Here is a 1,555-nt window from a genome sequence, read left to right as displayed (position 1 = left end):
AAACACTTATGCCCAATCCGATTCAATGGACAGAGAACAAGTATTTGAATTCCTCGGGGAGGCGTTCGAAGCTCAGGTTTCCTTGAGTGAGCAGGGAAGGTCAATGGACGAAATTGAGGGTATTCTTGCACCGTATTTTACAGAAGACTATATGTCATTGTTTATTAAAGAAAATGTGGTTGGGCAGGAAAATCAATACCAGACATATGGAACAGATTTTGCCCCTTACTACATTCCGTTTTATGCTTTCTCTGAAAAAACAAAAGTGGTAGATATGAAAGATGAAATTTATGTTCTTGAATATTTCCCTGGGAATGGCGAAGGGCCAGTAAGCTATGACAGCCATTATGAGGGCTTGAAAATAGTAAAGGAAAATAGCGGCTGGAAGGTAGAAGATTATATGTATGATGAGATTCCTGAGGAGGTCATTAATAAGGCCTATCCTGAAAAAGCGAAAAAGAAGGAAGTATCAAAAGTAAACTTAGATAAAAAACAAAATCCTAATACCCTTGTCTTCGGTCCGAATCTTTCTTCGTTTAAAACCTTCATGGAATTAGGGGTTATGTTTGGAAATGAAAACAAAACACTGTTATTTGGCTTATTATAAATTGGGTCGGAAAGCACGCAGGCTAGAATAAAAGAGGTGCCAGGAGGCACCTCTTTTATTGTAATAGAGAGACTTATTCGTTAATATTCAATACCTGCTTTAACTTTTCAAGATCAAAACCGATAATGACCTCACTGCCGACTACGATTGTAGGAGTAGAGAAGGAACCATAAATATCTGTCAGCTCCTGCCTGCTTTTTTCGTCCTCATGAATGTTTCTTTCTGAATACGAAAAACCATATTCGTTCAGGAACATTTTAACAATTTTGCATGGTGGGCATTCGTTCTGTGTGTAGACGATGATGTCCTTCATATTAACGGCTTCCTCCTAAATCTTTTTCTAAATAATGAACCAATCCCATCGAACTCACGTTAATATCCAAATACAACAGTTCAAATATAGGATGATTAACTGCCAAGCCCTGGTTAGTCAAATAATCTTTTATTTTATCAAAGAGCCTTTTGGTAATTACCTCGACCTGATTTGCCGTGCCCTCGCAAGTTGAAACCACTTTTTTAGCTTCCGCTAAGAAAATTCCCAGCCAGTACTCTACTTGTTTGAAGGCTTCAGCAGGATTGTCCGACATTCCATAATGGCCAAAATAAATCCGTTCGATTCCCAGTTCCTTGTACTTTGTCATCGACTGAAGCATTTTTTCTGGATCGAACTGATTTGGAGATGTGGATGGAAGATAGAACTCTATGTCTTCTCGGTGAATTTGCGGATAATAGATGCCCGCAGTGTCGCCACTGAATATTCCATTAGTGGCGGGGTGATGAATGCTGAAATGGTGATTTGCGTGCCCGGGAGTATCAAAGAACTGCAGAGTCAATTTTTCTCCAATAGCCAATGTATCACCATCACCCTTAATGATGAGCCGGTCTTCAGGTATTTCGAGAATTGGATCGAAAAGCTCGGTAAATTTCTCTCCATACACAGCTTTAGCT

General features: G+C 39.4%; 3 protein-coding genes. 1 reads left to right on the top strand and 2 read right to left on the bottom strand.

Going from position 1 to position 1,555, the window contains the following annotated elements:
- Nucleotides 1-607: DUF3993 domain-containing protein (locus WB217_RS14235; RefSeq protein WP_423993884.1), on the top strand; the 607-nt coding region annotated here is incomplete at its 5' end.
- Between the two features lie 73 nt (nucleotides 608-680).
- Here the strand turns inward: WB217_RS14235 and WB217_RS14230 are convergent.
- Together WB217_RS14230 and WB217_RS14225 are read right to left on the bottom strand one after the other, a co-directional pair.
- On the bottom strand, nucleotides 681-920 hold the full coding sequence (locus WB217_RS14230) for a glutaredoxin family protein (RefSeq protein ID WP_423993883.1): 240 nt from the start codon (nucleotides 918-920) through the stop codon (nucleotides 681-683).
- A 1-nt stretch (nucleotide 921) separates the two neighbouring features.
- Nucleotides 922-1,555, bottom strand: a 634-nt coding sequence (locus WB217_RS14225) for an MBL fold metallo-hydrolase (protein ID WP_423993882.1), incomplete at its 5' end; no start/stop codon positions are given.

The organism is Mesobacillus sp., assembly GCF_049588175.1.
GTDB lineage: Bacteria > Bacillota > Bacilli > Bacillales > Cytobacillaceae > Mesobacillus.
The sequence above is the reverse complement of the archived record's forward strand: the minus strand, read 5'-3'. Positions and strand labels throughout refer to the sequence as shown.